Source organism: Acidobacterium sp. FHG110202_01, assembly GCF_059115305.1.
This window is the reverse complement of sequence record NZ_JBZYWJ010000012.1, coordinates 1-16,755: the sequence shown is the minus strand read 5'-3', so window position 1 is coordinate 16,755 and position 16,755 is coordinate 1. Positions and strand designations below refer to the sequence as shown.

General features: G+C 58.9%; 11 protein-coding genes. 1 reads left to right on the top strand and 10 read right to left on the bottom strand.

Annotated elements, in window-relative coordinates:
• Positions 1 to 132 precede the first annotated feature (132 nt).
• Positions 133 to 1,074: a nucleoside hydrolase gene (locus AC5S16_RS21530; protein ID WP_493932178.1), complete on the top strand. Its 942-nt coding sequence runs from the start codon at positions 133 to 135 to the stop codon at positions 1,072 to 1,074.
• 174 nt (positions 1,075 to 1,248) lie between these two features.
• On the opposite strand, the gene AC5S16_RS21525 is transcribed toward AC5S16_RS21530, so the two are convergent.
• The 10 genes from AC5S16_RS21525 to AC5S16_RS21480 form a co-directional block, all read right to left on the bottom strand.
• Positions 1,249 to 2,376 carry a glycoside hydrolase family 18 protein gene (locus AC5S16_RS21525; RefSeq protein WP_493932177.1) on the bottom strand — a complete coding sequence of 376 codons (1,128 nt, stop codon included), beginning with the start codon at positions 2,374 to 2,376 and terminating at the stop codon, positions 1,249 to 1,251.
• 265 nt (positions 2,377 to 2,641) lie between these two features.
• Complete coding sequence (locus AC5S16_RS21520) at positions 2,642 to 2,941, bottom strand: hypothetical protein (protein ID WP_493932176.1); 300 nt, start codon at positions 2,939 to 2,941, stop codon at positions 2,642 to 2,644.
• 30 nt (positions 2,942 to 2,971) lie between these two features.
• Complete coding sequence (gene glgP, locus AC5S16_RS21515) at positions 2,972 to 4,726, bottom strand: alpha-glucan family phosphorylase (protein ID WP_493932175.1); 1,755 nt, start codon at positions 4,724 to 4,726, stop codon at positions 2,972 to 2,974.
• Between the two features lie 533 nt (positions 4,727 to 5,259).
• Entirely contained in the window at positions 5,260 to 6,456 is a 1,197-nt protein-coding gene (gene galK / locus AC5S16_RS21510; RefSeq protein WP_493932174.1) for a galactokinase, read from the bottom strand.
• Positions 6,457 to 6,491: 35 nt separating this feature from the next.
• A complete protein-coding gene (locus AC5S16_RS21505; protein ID WP_493932173.1) occupies positions 6,492 to 7,436 on the bottom strand; it encodes an aldose epimerase in 945 nt (314 codons plus the stop codon).
• Entirely contained in the window at positions 7,388 to 8,743 is a 1,356-nt protein-coding gene (locus AC5S16_RS21500) for a pyridoxal phosphate-dependent decarboxylase family protein (RefSeq protein WP_493932172.1), read from the bottom strand. The genes AC5S16_RS21505 and AC5S16_RS21500 overlap by 49 nt, the downstream gene beginning before the upstream one ends.
• Positions 8,744 to 8,797: 54 nt before the next feature.
• Positions 8,798 to 9,454 (bottom strand): CDGSH iron-sulfur domain-containing protein, encoded by a 657-nt coding sequence (locus AC5S16_RS21495; RefSeq protein ID WP_493932171.1) that lies wholly within the window; start codon positions 9,452 to 9,454, stop codon positions 8,798 to 8,800.
• A 9-nt stretch (positions 9,455 to 9,463) separates the two neighbouring features.
• Entirely contained in the window at positions 9,464 to 9,730 is a 267-nt protein-coding gene (locus AC5S16_RS21490; protein WP_493932170.1) for a UBP-type zinc finger domain-containing protein, read from the bottom strand.
• 147 nt (positions 9,731 to 9,877) lie between these two features.
• A complete protein-coding gene (gene mnmG / locus AC5S16_RS21485; protein WP_493932169.1) occupies positions 9,878 to 12,295 on the bottom strand; it encodes a tRNA uridine-5-carboxymethylaminomethyl(34) synthesis enzyme MnmG in 2,418 nt (805 codons plus the stop codon).
• Between the two features lie 352 nt (positions 12,296 to 12,647).
• Positions 12,648 to 16,055: a TonB-dependent receptor gene (locus AC5S16_RS21480; RefSeq protein WP_493932168.1), complete on the bottom strand. Its 3,408-nt coding sequence runs from the start codon at positions 16,053 to 16,055 to the stop codon at positions 12,648 to 12,650.
• Between the last annotated feature and the right edge of the window lie 700 nt (positions 16,056 to 16,755).

Below are 16,755 nucleotides of genomic sequence, written 5' to 3'. Positions count from 1 at the left end.
CCAGCCGGCAGAAGAGATTGAACAAAGTTTTACTACATTTACCACAGAGAGCACAGAGTTTCGCAGAGGCGATTTTGAGCAGGCTGTATTCATGAAAAGACCGATTGTTGTGGTGGAACGGGAGCCGGTTCGATGAAGAACGTTTTTTTATGTGTGGCATTGGCGATGATGAGCGCATTGATTTGCAGCAGCGCTTTTGCGCAGAAGGTGATTTTTGATACCGACATTGGCGATGACGTGGATGATGCCTATGCGCTGGCGCTGGCTCTGTCGTCGCCGAAATTGCATGTGTTAGGCGTGACGGCGGCGTGGGGCAATACTGACCTGCGCGCGCGGCTGATTGCCCGCTTCCTGAAAGAAACGGGACATGAGGATGTTCCGGTGGCTGCCGGGCCGAAGACGCATGCGGTGTCGGTTTTTACGCAGGAGCGCTGGGCGAAGGGATTTCCCGAGCCTGAAAAAGGCTGGCCGGATGCGGTGGATTTTATTCTAGGCGAGATACGGCGCAATCCGGGAGAGATTACGCTGATTTCGGTTTCGCCGTTCAGCACGGTGGGAGCGCTGATCGATAAGGATCCGGAGACGTTTCGCAAGCTGAAGAGGGTTGTGATTATGGGCGGCTCGATACGGCGCGGATATGGCGACCTTGGGTACCTGCCGAATCATGGCCCGGATGCGGAATACAACATCGAGAGCGATGTTGCTTCGGCGAAGAAGCTGTTTGCGGCGGGCGTTCCGCTGGATGTGATGCCGCTTGATTCAACGCAGCTGAAACTGGATGAGGTGCTGCGGAGTGTGCTGTTCAGCCAGGACACGCATGTCACCAATGCGCTGATGGGTTTGACTCACGAGTGGTCAGCGTCGACGGGAAGTCCCACGCCTACGCTGTATGACGCGATGGCGGTGGCTTCGGTGATTGAGCCTAACCTTTGTCCGACAAAGCCGGTGCGGATTGAGGTGGATGACAAGGGGTATACGCGCGTGGTGGAAGGCAAGCCGAACGCGAATGTGTGTCTTGAATCGGATGCAGACCGGTTCTTTCATTTTTATATTCCTGCGGTTTTGGGGAAGTGAAAATCTACCGCCAAGGCGCGAAGAGCGCCAAGGTTCGCTAAACAAAGTCCTTTACACCCTTCGTGCTGTTCATTTCGCAGTCTCTGGGGCATCGGGAGTTACGGAAGAACAAGCAGAAAAGCAGGTCCTTCGCTGCGCTCAGGATGACAAATCTTGTTGGGTATCACTAACCATTTAGTGCTGGAGGCAGTGGGTGTGGATGGTGTCCAGCAGAGTGCCGGTGGGGTCGGCGGTGTACTCCCAGAACATGATGCCGGCGAGTTTGTGTTCATGGATGTATTTGCATTTTGCCTGGAGTGATTCAGGGTCTTCGTAGGTGACGAAGGTTTTGGTTTCCGCGTTGTAGAGGTAGGGCACGGAGGAGGATGTGTCCCAATAGCGCGTGAATCCGTGGCCCAGCATGGTGGCGGAGATATTGCCGTAGTGGGCGAAGGCGTTCGGGACCTGCTGTCCGGGCTGGAAGAGGCCGTGGTTGATAGCGGGGACTTCCCCCCAGATGTGGCCGTAGAAGGGCACGCCGAGGACGATCTTTGCGGCGGGGACTCGGGCCTGCTCGTATTCGCTCACGGACTCGTCGGCGGAAGCTTTCCTGGGGTCGGCGGGATTGGTGAAGAGCGGCGCGTGGTTTCCGGTGGTCTTTTCAGAGCCGGGCTCGTAGTAGTCGTAGGCCATCAGGTTGACGGTGTCGAGGTATTGCGCGACTTTCTCCATCTCGGTATGCGCGAGGAATGAGGACTGGCTGCCGGCAGCGACAGAGAGATAGAGGTGACGATGCAGCTTCTTTTCTTCGCTGTTGAAGCGCTCGCGCAGTTCTTTCATCAGCAGGGTATAGTTCTGCTGGTCTTCGGGGCGGAAGTTGTTGGTGGCGCCGGGCATGCCGGGGTATTCCCAGTCGACGTCGAGTCCGTCGAGGTGATAGCGGTGGATGAAGGCGACTGCGCTCTCAATGAATGTAGCGCGGCTTTCCTTGGTCAGAGCCATACCGGAGAAGTTTCCTGACCAGAGCCATCCGCCAACGGAGACGAGCACGGTGAGCGAGTGGTTCTGCTGCTTGAGGGCTTCGAGTACGGCGAAGTTCTGTGGGTCGGTGGGGAAGCCTTCGATGATTTTGCCGTCCTGGATATTGGCGAAGGCGTAGTTGATGCGGGTGAGTTTCTGCGCGGCGATCTCGCCTGGCTGGAGTACCCGGTTCTGGGGGAAGACGTAGGCGATGACCTGGTTTGTCTCGGCTGATGCGATGTGGTGGAGGAGTAAGAGTGCGAGGCAGAAGGCGCTATAAAAAAGACGACGCGCTGTGTTCAAGGTGTGAATCCTCAGATGAGGTTCATTATAAAAACCCCAGGTTAGCTTCTCACCCCAGCACGCGAAAATCGCGCGTGCCGGGGACCCCGATTCGCGAACCTGGGCACCCATTGTTGTGGAGGAACTGGCGAAAAGCAGGTTCTTCGACTGCGACGCGCTTGTGCGCGTCTCCGCTCAGGATGACAACCCTAATTTAATCGCTCAGGATAAGAAGCTAATTTTCGTCGCTTCTTTTATCGGTCAGGATGACAACTCTTTTTTGGGGTTACATGACCAGGGCGACGCGTTCGAGTTCGGCCTGGATGCAGTCTACGGAGCAGCCTGCCTGCTCGATGCGGGGGAGAACGTCGGGGACGAGCTGGGCGTCAACACCGTAGCCGTGTATGGTGAGAAAGGACGTGACGAGCTCAGCGGCCTGACGGGAGTCAATTCCTGACTGCATCAGTTCGTTGCGCAGGCGTGAGAGCTCGGCCATGGAAAATTTCTCGATCTTGTCCTGTTCCATCGCATACTCCTTGTTCATCTTATAAAGACACGAAATGCGGCTGTTTTGTTGCTTCTTCAAAGAGGAAGCGTTGTGGAGAAATCAAAACAGCTATTGTGCCAGGGCGGGCTCCAGTACTTCAACTGGCTTGCCTACCGGCTTTTCCGGGAAGTAGGCGTTCACCACATACTGCTCGAGCATGCGCTGCGTGTTAAAGAAGGAGCCGTTGAGGGCAATGGTGGAGCGCATGATACGCCGCCATTGCTGGGGCTGCTGATAGTAGAGCGGCAGCAGCGTGTGTTCGAGCTGGTTGTAGAGCGAACCGGCTTCATCGGTTTCATCGTCGTTGTCTTCGATGGCCCATCCGGTGACGCCTTCGATCCAGCCTTCGATCCACCATCCATCAAGAATGCTCAGGCTGGGCACGCCGTTGAGCGCGGCCTTCATGCCGCTGGTGCCGGAGGCTTCATAGGGGCGCTTGGGTGTGTTGAGCCAGACATCGACGCCACTGGTGAGCAGCGCGCCGAGCTCCCATTCGTAATTCTCGAGATAGACGATGCGCAGCTCATCGGAGCTCAACTGGTGCGCGAGCTCGATGACATGGCGGATTTTTGCTTTGCCGGGCTCATCGGCGGGATGCGCCTTGCCGCTGTAAACAATCTGCAGGCCGCCGTGCTGGTGCGCGATCTGCGCGAGACGGTCGGGGTCGGTGAACAGGAGATCGGCGCGTTTGTAGGTCGCGGCGCGTCGGGCGAATCCGATGGTGAATTTGCCGAGATCGAGCTGGGCGCCGGTGCGCGCTGCGATTTCTTCGATGAGGCGCTGCTTGGTGGTGTTATGCGCCTCGAGAATCTCTTCTTCAGGAATGTCGATGGCATAGCGCAGCTTGACGTTATCGAGACGCCATGTCGGTATGTGCCGGTCATAAGTGGACTGGAAGGAAGATGCAGTCCAGGTGGCGGCGTGCACGCCGTTGGTAATGGCCCGGATGTCGTACTCGGGGAACATGGCGCGCGAGACCTTGGCGTGCTGCATAGCTACGCCATTCACGAAACGCGAAAAGGCGAGCGCAATGTAGGTCATGTTGAGCAGGCCTTCGTGGGTGCACTTGTTCTGCTCGAGAAATGTTGAGCGCTCGTGGCCCAGGATGCGGTAGGCCTGTTCGATGGAGAAGCGGTCGTGGCCGGCGGGCACGGGAGTGTGCGTGGTGAAAACGCAACGCTCGCGCACGGCTTCGATGTCCTGCGGGCCGGCGGAGGCGAGAGTGGCGCCGCGCAACTGGTCTTCCAGCAGCGCGACGGTCAGCAGCGCGGCATGGCCTTCATTCATGTGATAGACGGCGGCGTTGTATCCGAGCGCATCGAGAATGCGGACGCCGCCGATACCGAGAACAATTTCCTGGCAGAGACGATGGTCGCCGTCGCCGCCGTAGAGCGTATCGGTCAAGGTGCGATCCTGAGGGTCGTTCTGCTCAAGGTCGGTATCAAGGAAGTAAATGAGAATTCTGTGACCGGTCGCGCCTTCGAGCTCATAGCGCCATGCGCGCACGGCAACATCGCGGTCTTCGATGTTTACAGTCACGATGGGAGATTCGGCAACGAGCTTTTCTTCCGGATGCCACGGCAGCGCTTCTTCGGTCTGCACGCCGGTCGCGTCAAGATGCTGGCGGAAGTAGCCTTTGCGGTGCGCGAGGGTGACGGCGACGAGCGGCAGGCCCATGTCCGCAGCGGAGCGCAGAGTGTCACCTGCGAGCACGCCGAGGCCACCGCTGTAGGTGGGCATCCAGGGCGTGACTGCGATCTCCATGGAGAAGTATGCAATGCGTGAATTCTGTGATGGATGAATCCGATATGATGAAACGCTCATTCAGCCTCAACTCCCTTATCGACCCGGGCGTGGATATGGTTACGTTCAGTCTGCTGGCAGATGTTTTTTAAATGGATGCGATTTTTCTTCTTTCGGCTGCTAACAGGCCAGAGCACATAAGGACAGTGAAGAAATTTTACCAAGTGTTGATTGAAATTTTTTCCAGAGGGGAAACAGCGGTGTGGTTCATGTGTTCATGCGGTTCCGGGGCTGAAGCCCCTCATCTTCGATTCGTATTCACCGGCCTAAAGGCCGGTGCTTCTACCGGGCCTTGCTTCCGCAAGGCGTTCGGAGAAGTTATTCGTCCCCGTCTCAATCATCCATCACGCGAACCGCGGGCTACTTACCGTACCGCGCGAACACCGCGTGCGTTGTAGACCCCGCCGCGGTCGTCAGAATGACGGATGGCGCGCGTACATGAAATCGGGGCTGAAGCCCCTCATCTTCGATTCGTATTCACCGGCCTAAAAGGCCGGTGCTTCTACCCAAAAAACATGTTCTTCTACCCCAAAAAACATGTTTTGGATCAAGAGTCAGCGGTTATCGATCTTCGCTGGTTCTTCGACTGCGTGCGCGCCAGCGGATGCGTGGCTCAAGTAAATTTCCGGATGAATGCCGGTTGCGTTCTCGTAGTCATTGGCCAGCGCTGTTGCAAATGCCTGCGCTTGTGACGACTCGACGAGGTTGATGGTGCATCCGCCGAAGCCTCCTCCGGTGAGGCGCGCGCCTATGCAGCCCGGAAGCTTTATGGCCAGCTCCACCATAATGTCGGCTTCCTTTACGCTGGCTTCAAAGTCGTCGCGATAGCTGGCATGTGCTTCGGCCATCAGGCGGCCGAGCGTTGAGAGATCGTTGGCTTCAAGAGCATCGGCGGCGGCGACGGTGCGCGTATTTTCCGTAATGATGTGACGGCTGCGCTTGAGCACATTGGGGGGCATTTCGTGGCCCCACTTTTCTAGATCTTCGACTGTCGCGTCACGCAGGAGGCGAATCTCCGGACGATGCTGCTGCAGGATCCTGGTTCCCTCTTCGACTTCCGCGCGGCGAATTCCATATTCTCCACCGGCGTGCGAATGCTTCACCATGGTGTTCGCGATGACGAGGCTCAGATGCTTCGGGATGGGGGCGAGGCGGTAGGCGAGGCTGCGGCAGTCGAGCAGAAGGGCGCGGTCAGCGGCGCCGCAGCAGGAGACAAACTGGTCCATGATGCCGCAGGGAGCGCCGACGTAGTCATTCTCAGCGCGCTGGCAGAGGAGGGCGATTTTTTCAAGCGGCAAAGAGGCTTTGGCGATGTACAGCATGGCAAGCATGCTTGCAACTTCAATTGAGGCAGAGGAGCTCAGGCCTGCGCCGAGCGGAACGTCGCCGTCGAGCGTGAGATTGAATCCAGGCACGTCGATGCCTTCCTGCTGAAGGATGGAGAGCACGCCCAGGGGGTAGTCGCTCCAATGATGCGTGCCGTGCGTGCCGACTTCGTCGAGACTGCGGGTGATGCCTTCATTGAAGTTGATGGAATAGATGGCTACCTGACGGTCTGTGATCGAAGAAGCCGTTGGACGCGGGGAAATTGCGGCCAGGGTAGCGAAATCGATGGCGGCCGGCATCACGAAGCCGTCGGCGTAATCAGTATGTTCGCCGATAAGGTTCACACGGCCTGGCGCGGCAAAGATTTCGGGCGTTGCCTGAAACCGCTCTTCGTGATTTTTCCTGATACCGCTTACATCTTTCATTGGTGGGCCTTTTCGAATAAAAGCAGGCGATAGTTTTAATGTACACCACTTACTTCGAAGGTTAGTTCCCAGTTATCTCTGGCGCCGGGAGCCAGTGACCGTGCGCGGCCCTCTTTTGCGGCTATCGCCAGCGAGTCGCCGATGGCACTGCAGGGCTCAAGCGCCACACAGTACTGCCGATTCGGCTGGTTTTCGGGCCATCCTCCATAGCAGATCCAGAGCCCGAGGTGCGTGGAGATTCCGGGATCGAAATGGAGGGTGATGCGATGGCCTAATTGCTTTCGCTCGATGGCGCACCAGCCTTCGGCGGGGGCTACGGCAAAAAGCTTGTCACCAATGCCATCGGTGAGTTTGCCGGCGATGCTCAGATCGGATGAAGTGCCGTTCAACATTGCTTGCGGCCATGGATGCTTTGTTCCTGCGGGGCCGAGACGGTTTGCTGCAGAACCTTCGACGGTGACTTCTTTTACCGAAGGAGGAAGCACGATGCGGTCTTCAGGGTCGACTGCGAAGAGCGGGTGTGCGGACCAGATGTATTCGACTGGCTGATCGCCGGTGTTCTCGACGCTGTAGGCGATGCGGAGCCTATTCTCTTCAAGATGAAGCGCTTTGATAAAGCGCAGCGGGAGGCTGAAGCCATCGGCTGAGAGAGTTGCGGATTGTATGCTCAGTGAAACTACCTGCCACTCGATCTGCCAGAAATCGCCGTGATCGGGGATGCGGGGTTCGCCTTCTATTGCCGCTACGGAGGGGAGGCATTCGTCCCAGCCGCTGGCGTCTCCTGCATCGAAGCGCATGTAGCGGGTGCGCGGGGCATAGGGCCGGAGCGGTTGCTGCAGGAGCTCCGCGTTATCCGGCTTCAGCTGAATGGATGCGATCTTTCCGCCGAGTTCAGGCAGCACGGTTACGCGGAGGAAGTTGTTTCCCAGTACTACGGTCGCCGGCTCGCCTTTGCTGCTGCCCTGCTCAATCTCTGCCATATCTCGTCTACCCACTCCAGGTGTTCGGGTTTCATCAGTACAGAGCGCAGGCAGGTGACTTTGCTTTCCGGCTGCGCGTCGGGCCAAACATGAGGGCCGAAGTAAGCGGCTGGAATCTGTGCCAGGGCCAGATGCAGGTCTTCTTCTGCTGCAAGGTCGAAGACGGTCTTGGCGAGGCGCGAGGATTCCTCCAATGTATGCGCTTTCATTGCCCATATCAGAATATCCAGTTCCGGCTCCGGTCCGGGGAGAAAACGCGAATCTTCGACTAATTTTTCATAGACGCTTAAGGCAGCCTTCCGGCTGCGGGCAAGGCGCTCGGCGAATTCGCCTTCCGGTACGAGGGGAAGCAGTTTCTGCGTGGCCCAGAGGGCTGCGGCTGCGGCTCCGGCGCGCGAGCATTCGAGGCTGATCTCGCCCAGGTGCAACTCGTCGGAAGTGAAGTAGGTGTAGGGTGAGTCGTGCTTGTAGAAGCGGCCCACGGCTGGGTCGCGGAAGAGGATTGAGCCACATCCGTAGGGCTGGAGGCCGTGCTTGTGCGGGTCGATGACGATGGAGTCGGCTTCGTGGATTCCTGCAAAGGCGCGGGCGGCGTCAGAAGCGAGGTTCGATACGAGCTTGTAGTAACCGCCGTAGGCTGCATCGACGTGGACGCGGAAGCTGTATTTTTTGCGGAGATCGAGGATTTCGGCCAGCGGATCGATGGCGCCCATGAGGGTTGTGCCTAATGTAACTACGACGGTTCCAATTTCTCTGGTCTTGAGGGCGGATTCGAGAGCGGCAATGTCCATGCGGCCGCGCGTGTCGGCGGGGATGCTGGCGAACGGCAGGGCGAGCACGCCGCTGATGCGGCTGTGGGTGTAGTGCGCGTTTTCAGAGGCGGCGATCTTCTTGCCGGGGGCGAGCCGGCCCGCGACCCATAGGGCTTCGAGGTTTGCGACGGTGCCTCCGCTGGTGAGGTGGCCGAGATATTCTTTCCAGCCGAACATGGCGGCGATTTCGCGCACGGCTTCGACCTCGAGGCGCGAGCTGGAGAGGCCTCCGTCGAGCGCGTGGTTGTTGGGATTGATCCACATGGCCATGGCGTAGACGGCGCGCGCGATGGGATGCGGCGGCTTGAGCATCTGGCCGGCATACAGGGGATGGAAGAGCGGGTACTCCTCGGCCATGCGTTCGGTGAGCTGAGTGAGCACGGCACGCATGGTGTCGATTCCGGGCTCGGGTTTTATGGCGGGCAGGTTGGAGAAAGTTTTCTGCAGCGCGGGTAGAGCTTCAGAGAGGAGTTCGAGCGCCTGATCCTGATTCATCCGAGAAACAGGATACCTCGCACCTCGCGTTCTGCGAGCCCTGGTCTGTTTTCGTCAGCCGGTGAACCCGATGCTGGCGTGGGAGCCGTCGCAGAAGGGCTTGCTGGCGGATGCTCCGCAGCGGCAGAAGGCGGTGGCCTGCTGCATGCGCGTTGCAACCTCTCCGGCGGAGTTCCTGATGGTCATGCTTCCGGAGGCGAGCAAGGGGCCGTTAGGAGCAGGCGTGACGGCGAGCTTGCCGTCGGATGACGCTGCGGCTGGGGGGCCTGCTGCTGATTTCGGGGCTGCTTTCGGACCGGGGTCGGTGAATCCGACGCGGGCATGGGAGCCATCGCAGAAGGGCTTATTGTTGGAGGCCCCGCAACGGCAGAAGGCGGCGCGTGTCTCGTCGAGAGGGCCTTCCGGCAGGGCGATTTCGAGGTGGCCGTGAGCAAGCAGAGGGCCGTTGGCGGTGACGGTGACGGTGTTTTCCGCCTGCGGTTTTTCGTTCAGAGATTCATCTTTGGCGCGGTAATGCAGGGCCCCGGTGGGGCAGCGCTGGATTACCGAGGCTGCGTGTTCGGCGCTCTCTCCATTGGGCTGGACCCAGGGGCGGGCATCTTTCTGGAAGATGCCAGGGGCTCCGTGGATGCATTCTTCGGCGTGATAGCAGCGGGCCACGTCGTAGAGGATGGTGATGTCGTTGCCTTCGTACTCCCTGACTTTGCTCATGAGGGGCCCCTAGGTCAGATAGACTTCATCGATGTAGCACCAGCGCCAGTTTTCACCTTTCTCGGCGGATTGGATGATTGGATGCTGGGTCGTTTGGAAGTGGGCGCGGGCGTGGCGGTTTTTCGAGGAGTCGCAGCAGCCGACGTGGCCGCACTCCTTACACATGCGCAGATGGACCCAGGTGTCTCCGGTCTTGAGGCACTCTTCGCAGCCTTTGGTGTTGGGCTTTACGCTCTTTTCGTGGTCTTTTACGTGGGGACAGGATGATTGCGCCATCAGTTACCTCCGTTGTCTTGACCTGTCATTGTGCATCAATGGGTGCGGGAGTGTCGAACTTCCGAGATTTCTCTTCAGGAGTTAGTCTGAGTCTCTCGTCCTGCGAATATCCCAGGTTAGCTCCGCGAACCTGGGGCACCCATGTTTCTAATTTGTGGTCTGGACGAGGACTCGTTTGGCCTGGATTTCGATGTAGACGTTGATGAGCGAGAGCGCTGCGGGGGTTACGCCGGGGATGCGGCTGGCCTGGCCGATGGTCTGTGGGCGGACGCGCATGAGCTTCTCCTGCATCTCGCGGGAGAGGCCGCTGACGTTCTGGTAGTCGAACCAGCCGGGGATGATGCGCTCTTCGGCCTTCTTCAGTTTTTCAATGGCTTTCTTCTGCTGGTCGAGGTAGCCGGAGTATTTGATTTCGGTTTCTACGGATTTGAGCTCGTTGCGGATTTGGGCTGAGAGCGCCGGGCCTGAAGGCCCTTTGTCATTCGCGCCTGATTTCACCGGCCTGAAGGCCGGCGCTTCTACCGGGTCTTGCTGCACAAGACTGTTGGAAGCTATAAGCGTGTCTGGCTCCTGGCGAATCGCTGGAACTGCAGGTCCCTCCGCTTCACCACCCCAGCCTGGGGACCCCGGTTCCGGCCGAGATGACAATTCGGGGGTGAGCCAGTTTGCGAAGATGGGATCAGCCAGGTCTTCCTGGATTGCAGGGAAGAGTTTTTCGATGGAGACTTCGGGGCGCTTCAGGAGCTGGGCCCAGGTCTGCCCGGCGATGTTGCCCAATTGGGCGGCAAGTTCCGGGAGCAGATTTGCCAGGCGCTCGAGGCTGGCCTTCTTTGTAGACAGCAGCTTTTCGAGGGCCACGGCGCGGGCCTGCTTGGCTTCGTAGTCCTGCCAGGCTTCATTGCTGATGAGGCCGAGACGGCGGCCGTAGGGCGTGAGGCGGCGGTCGGCGTTGTCGATGCGCAGGTGCAGGCGGAATTCGGCGCGCGAGGTGAACATGCGGTAGGGCTCGTTAGTGCCCTTGCTGATGAGGTCATCGATCAGGATGCCGGTGTAGGCCTCGGTGCGGTCGAGGGTGAAGGGCTTTTCCTGCTTTACATACAAAGCGGCGTTGATGCCGGCCATCAGGCCCTGGCAGGCGGCTTCCTCATAGCCGGATGTGCCGTTGATCTGGCCGGCGAGGTAGAGGCCTTCGAACTTCTTGACGCGCAGGCTGCGGTCGAGCTCGGTGGGGTCGATGGCGTCGTACTCGATGGCGTATCCGGGGCGGAGCATCTCGGCGTTCTCGAGGCCGGGGATGGAGTGGACGATCTGCCACTGGACGTCCATGGGCAGCGAAGTGGACATGCCGTTGACATAGACTTCGTGGGTATTGAGGCCTTCGGGCTCGAGGAAGAACTGGTGCTGTTCCTTGTCGGGGAACTTGACGACCTTGTCCTCGATCGACGGGCAGTAGCGCGGGCCGGTGGCTGTGATCTGGCCGGAGTACATGGGCGAGCGCGAGACGTTCTCCCGGATGAGGCGCAGCGTCTCGGGCGTGGTGTAGGCGATGTGGCAGGAGATCTGGCGCTGCTTGATTTCCTTTGTCCGGAAGCTGAAGGGCGTCGGGTCGGCGTCGCCGGGCTGGGCTTCGAAGCGGCTCCAGTCGATGGTGCGGCCATCGAGGCGCGGGGGTGTTCCGGTCTTGAGGCGGCAGCCGCGCAGGCCGAGGCGCTTCAGGGCTTCGCCGAGCAGGACGGAGGGCGGCTCGCCGCTGCGTCCTGCAGGGTAGTTCTCCTCGCCGCAGTGGATGAGGCCGTTGAGGAAAGTTCCGGTGGTGATGATGACGGCACTGGCGTGGACGATGCGGTTGTCTCTTAACTTCACGCCGATTGCTCGGCGTGAAGTTGAGGGCTCGGAAGGATGCGCTTCGCGCGACTGGGACGCAGCTTGCGCTGCGGGTCCTTCGACTGCGTTCCCGTTGGTCACTTCGCTCAGGATGACATCGTTATTTTGAGATGCCGCTAATCCTTCGACTGCGATGCGCTTAGGCGCGTCTTCGTTGAGGATGACATCGTTTAGAAAAGCAGGTCCTTCACTCCGCTTCGCTTTGTTCAGGATGACATCGTTTAAAACTGCAGGTTCCTCGGCTGCGCACTCTGCGCTCCGCTCGGAATGACAATCCCTGGAAGGTTGCTCGAAGACGACGTCGGCGACTTCGGCTTGCTTGATGAAGAGGTTGGGCTGGGATTCGAGGGCTTCCCGCATCTTGATTCGGTATTGCTGCTTGTCGCACTGGGCGCGAGGGGACCAGACGGCCGGGCCGCGGGAAGTGTTGAGGAGGCGGAACTGGATGCCTACGGCGTCGGCTACTTCTCCCATGATGCCGCCGAGGGCGTCGACTTCGCGGACAAGATGGCCCTTGGCAATGCCTCCGATGGCCGGGTTGCAAGACATCTGGGCGATGAGATCGAGGTTCAGGGTGAACAGGGCGGTGCGCAGACCCATACGGGCCGCAGCCATAGCCGCCTCGCAGCCGGCGTGTCCGGCTCCTACGACGACGACATCGTACTGTTCAGTGAAGGGCACAGTCGTAACTTCCCTGGGATCCTTATCGATTCCTTATTTTCAAGCATTTAGCGGGAATCTGATACAGGGCTCAGTGCTCAGGTTTCAGGTGAGTTTGCCCCTGTTTCAGGATAGCAGTTCGACGCGGGGAACATGTCAAATTTATTTGGATTTTCAGGGATTTGGTGGCTTGACAGCGGGGTTTACGGAAGAAAGCTTTCTGCAGCCGTGGTTCTCTTGTCTTCGCATGGATTCTTCCTTCGGTCGTCAGAATGACGGCAACTGGAAAGTGGTGTGATATTCCGAGCAAGACGTAGAAAAAGAAAACCCACCCTGTTGTGGCAGGGTGGGTATCCGGTGTTCAGGTTTGCACTTAGAATTCCAGGCGGAGTGCTATCTGCACCTGGCGCGGGCTGTAGGCATAGTTGCTATTGACGTTCGTTACAGTCCCGAACGACGGGTTATAGGTCAGCGGCGTGGTGTAGGTCTGCGGTCCGGTGTAGCTGCTTCCGGAGGTGCCCGTGGCTGAGCTGCCGAAGGTGTAACCCAACGTGTTCACGCCAGTAACGTTCTCATGGTTGAAGACATTGAAGCACTCGCCAATCAACTCGAGGTTGTACTTCTCATTGAAAGTGAAGTCCTTTTCAGCGCGCAGATCAAAAACGGCTGCGCGGCGGTAGGTATAGGTATTGCGGCCCAAGACCGGGAGGTATGATGGGCTGCCGCCAGCCCCGTTCCAGCCTGACCCGGGCGACGTGCCGTTGGGGAAGCTGCTGGTCGTGGCGCTGTAAGGCAGGCCGTTCTGCAGCTGAACCAGCGGGTTGAGCCTCCAGCCGTCTGCGAGGTAATGCTGCCATCCCCGAAAATAATTCGGGTATTTGACGAAGGCATAGCCTACGAAGCGGTTGGGCACGTTGAAGCTCGAGTTTCCGTATTGAGAGCTCAGGCTTGAGTTGGGATCGAGGGGCTGATTGGTCGATGCCTGGGTCGACTGGTTCTGATTGAAATCAAGCGAGTGAGACCAGGTGTAAGAGGCGTCGAAGGTCACGTAGCGCGAGGACTGGTTGTTGATCTCGGCTACGAGAGCGTTGTAGCTGGCGTTGATGTTGCTGACAACATCAGTGATGGCAGCGAACTTGGGATTGGCGTAGCCGTTATAGACCTTTGTCGGATAGACGCTTCCGCACTGCAGCGGTCCGCAGTTACCGGTGCTGTCAGGCTGAATGGCAAAGTTGACAGTGGTATAGCCGCAGTCAAAGGCGTTGGAACAGGTATTGGTGTTGTTGTTCTGGGCCGGCGTGTTGATGAGGTTCGTATTGACGAAGTTCGTCAGCTCTCGGCTCTGCGTGCCAAGGTAGCTGAGCGAGAACACGGTCTGCGAACCGACCTGCTGCTGCAGAGTCAGGTCGTATTCCATGGCCTGCGGGTTCTGCAGATGGTTGTCGAGGTATTGCACGGACGCGGCCGCCAGAGTTGTCGGCGTAAAGCTGGTCGGCATGATCTGCGGGAACAGCGGGCCACCCTGGTTGTTCCTGAAGCTGGCCGAGAACTGGGAGTTCGGAGATCCGGTCGAGGAGTAGGCAGTCGTGATGATGTTGTTGACGATGCGGCCGTAGTACATGCCGAAGCCGCCGCGCAGAACAGTCGTGCCCCTGCCAAAGGCGTCCCAGGCAAAGCCGACGCGCGGTCCGAAGTTATTCTTGTCGGACGGATGCTCGAGCATCTGCGGAATGGGCGAATAGGACCCGACGGTCTGCTGCAGATTTTTGTAGGGGCCCGGGATGCTCTGGTAGTCCCAGCGCAGGCCGAGGTTGAGAGTCAGCCGCGGGAGAATCTTCCAGTCATCCTGCCCGAAAAAGCCGTAGTCGACAGTGTTGAGATTGAAAATTGCCTGGCCGAAATTCTGGCTGAAAGTGGAGTAGCAGGGGAAGGTGCCGGTATTGTACTCGCTAGCACTTGCGCCGCAGGTTCCGCTGGGCTGTGCCAGATCGGCAAAGAAGTTACCGAGATAGGTATAGCTGAAGCTGCCGTTAGGCGTGCTGGAAGCAAGGCCGAGGGTGTTGATGAAGTCGTAGTTGTGGACTACATCACCACCGAACTTGAAAGCATGCCTGCCATGGATCCAGCTCAGGGTATCGGCGATTTGCCACTTACGCTCGTCGGGAAACGCGGGACGGAATGCGTAATATTGGACACCGCTGCTGAAGCCGTTCGAGCTTTGCAGCGAGATGGTCGGCGGCAGACCTTGAAATGACGTTGAGTTCACGAACTGTGCGTCATAAGCGCTGAGCGGCTGTGAGCTCTCGTCATTCAATTCACGACCGTACTGATAGCGGACTTCATTGGCGAGGCTTGCGGTAAAGACCGAGTCGAGCTTGGCAAGGCCATAGTCGAGCTTAACGAAGTCGTTGCCGAAGCCGTCAATGCCATAGGTGTTGGTGGCCTGTGTCTGCACACCGCCGGGAGAATCCCAGCGCAGGCGATTGTAGATGAAGCTGGCATGGTTCTTTTCGTTGATCTGCCAGTCGATCTTGGGCATGTTGATGGTCTGGTCGCCGGTGCGGCGGACAGGGCCAAGGTTCGTCGCGACCGCAGAGAGATCGGTGTTATAGAGGCTCACGGCAGCCGCGTAGCTGGGCAGCCCGAGGCGGGCCTGGAGAACGCAGACCTGAGCATCAACGGGGTTCTTGGGAGCGGTCTTGCCTTGCGTGGAGATGATGGTGGAGCAGCTGAAGCCGCTGGGAACTTCAGCGTCAGGGGCCTGGAAGAAGGCTCCGGGGTTGGAGGCGACGGCGGTACCGGGGAAATTACGGCGGAATCCGTCATAGGTATAGAACCAGAAGAGCTTGTCCTTGATGAGCGGGCCGCCTACGCCGAAGCCCCACTGCTTGCGCCAGTCCTTGGGCTTGTACTGGATGGTGGAGGTCGTACCAGTGGAGGAGTCGAAGGTGGTCAGCTTGGTGAAGGGATTCTTCGCGCCCCAGTCGTTGTCACGGTCATAGAAGTAAAGCTGGCCGTGAAGCTGGTTGGAGCCGCTCTTGGTGACGGAGTTGATGACGCCGCCAAGGGCACGTCCATATTCAGCCGAATAAACGCCGGTATTAACCTGGAACTCCTGCACAGCGACCTGCGGCGTGGAGTAGCCTTCACGGGTGCGGCCGCGCTCCTCGGAGAAGTAGGCCTGGTTGTCGTCGGCGCCGTCGATCTGGACGTTGTTGAGCAGGGGGCTGATGCCGCGAATGCTGAGGAGTCCGAATCCGTTCGCGTCGGCAACAACGCCGGGAGTGAGCAGGGTGAGATCAGACCAGCGGCGCCCGTTCACGGGCAGGTTGTTGATGGTCTGCAGGGACATGTTGGAGGTGAAGTCGGGCGATTCAGTATTGATGATCGGCGCAGCCCCGGAAACGGTGACAGTGCTCGATACCGAACCGACGGCAAGACGCGGCTGCAGCGTGGTGAGCTGGCCAACTGTCACAAGGACTGAGGTGAGACGGAGATCGTTGAATCCGGATGCAGTGATGGTGACGGTGTAAGTGCCTGGAGGCACGAGCGGCGCCTTGAAGTATCCGCTGTCATCAGCGGTTACCTTGAATTCGGCGTTGGTAGCGTCATTGTGGATGTTGACGGCAGCTTTGCCGACGGAAGCATCGCTCGAATCGACAATGGTTCCGGCGATGGCTCCTTCTGTGGTGCTCTGCGCGGAGGCTGCGGGTAACAAGGCAAATGCGCAGGCAAACAGACACAGGGCAGCGAGAGCGCCCCGGCGAAGACGTTGTAGCATAACTGGACTCTCCTAAAAAGGTTGCGATTTAACGGGCGCCTGTGGGGGCAGACGCGCAATTTGTTTTTGCTGTCCGGGCGCTCAGGGAGACCACGCAGAACGCTTTAAAACCGAAACCAGCCAGTATCCAGCTTCCCATAGTTGGGTTACAGGGCTGTAAAACCTTAAGAAAACCTTAAAGGGGAAGGATGCGCTTCGCGCGACGGGGACGCAGCTGTGCTGCGGGTCCTTCGACTGCGACGCGCTTGTGCGCGTCTTCGCTCAGGATGACAGCGCGCGGCTGGGTGCAGTTTATGCTGCGGGTCCTTCGACTGCGACGCGCTTGTGCGCGTCTTCGCTCAGGATGACAGCGCGCGGCTGGGTGCAGTTTATGCTGCGGGTCCTTCGACTGCGACGCGCTTGTGCGCGTCTTCGCTCAGGATGACAGCGCGCGGCTGGGTGCAGTTTATGCTGCGGGTCCTTCGACTGCGACGCGCTTGTGCGCGTCTTCGCTCAGGATGACAGCGCGCGGCTGGGTGCAGTTTATGCTGCGGGTCCTTCGACTGCGACGCGCTTGTGCGCGTCTTCGCTCAGGATGACAGCGCGCGGCTGGGTGCAGTTTATGCTGCGGGTCCTTCGACTGCGACGCGCTTGTGCGCGTCTTCGCTCAGGATGACAGCGCGCGGCTGGGTGCAGTTTATGCTGCGGGTCCTTCGACTGC

Excerpts from the sequence above, each read along its gene's own strand:
- AC5S16_RS21530 (WP_493932178.1), top strand. The coding sequence starts at position 133 with ATGAAGAACGTTTTTTTATGTGTGGCATTGGCGATGATGAGCGCATTG.
- glgP (WP_493932175.1), bottom strand. The coding sequence starts at position 4,726 with ATGAGCGTTTCATCATATCGGATTCATCCATCACAGAATTCACGCATT.
- galK (WP_493932174.1), bottom strand. The coding sequence starts at position 6,456 with ATGAAAGATGTAAGCGGTATCAGGAAAAATCACGAAGAGCGGTTTCAG.
- AC5S16_RS21505 (WP_493932173.1), bottom strand. The coding sequence starts at position 7,436 with ATGGCAGAGATTGAGCAGGGCAGCAGCAAAGGCGAGCCGGCGACCGTA.
- AC5S16_RS21500 (WP_493932172.1), bottom strand. The coding sequence starts at position 8,743 with ATGAATCAGGATCAGGCGCTCGAACTCCTCTCTGAAGCTCTACCCGCG.
- AC5S16_RS21495 (WP_493932171.1), bottom strand. The coding sequence starts at position 9,454 with ATGAGCAAAGTCAGGGAGTACGAAGGCAACGACATCACCATCCTCTAC.
- AC5S16_RS21490 (WP_493932170.1), bottom strand. The coding sequence starts at position 9,730 with ATGGCGCAATCATCCTGTCCCCACGTAAAAGACCACGAAAAGAGCGTA.
- AC5S16_RS21480 (WP_493932168.1), bottom strand. The coding sequence starts at position 16,055 with ATGCTACAACGTCTTCGCCGGGGCGCTCTCGCTGCCCTGTGTCTGTTT.